This window comes from Seonamhaeicola marinus (assembly GCF_008085455.1).
The window spans coordinates 1-246 of sequence record NZ_VSDQ01000212.1; the positions used below are offsets into that span (position 1 = coordinate 1).

The following is a 246-nucleotide window of genomic DNA, read 5'->3' on the forward strand; positions in this document are numbered from 1 at the left end:
AGGTAAATTAGGAGAGTTAACACAAGAGTTTGATACAGTTGATATCAAAGTTGAAGAAGGAAATGTACAAGTTTCTCGTTCAACAGATGCTAAAGCACACAAGGCAAAACATGGTCTTTATAGAGCTTTAGTAAACAACATGATTGAAGGTGTATCTAAAGGATTTACAAAAGAACTAGAGCTTGTTGGTGTAGGTTACAGAGCAAGTAATCAAGGACAAAAACTTGATTTAGCTTTAGGTTTTTC

1 protein-coding gene is annotated in these 246 nt (G+C 34.1%); it reads left to right on the forward strand.

The genetic code is table 11. The annotated features are described in order from the left end of the window. The coding region (locus FUA24_RS03075; RefSeq protein WP_148540015.1) for a 50S ribosomal protein L6 at positions 1 to 246 on the forward strand (246 nt) is incomplete at both ends.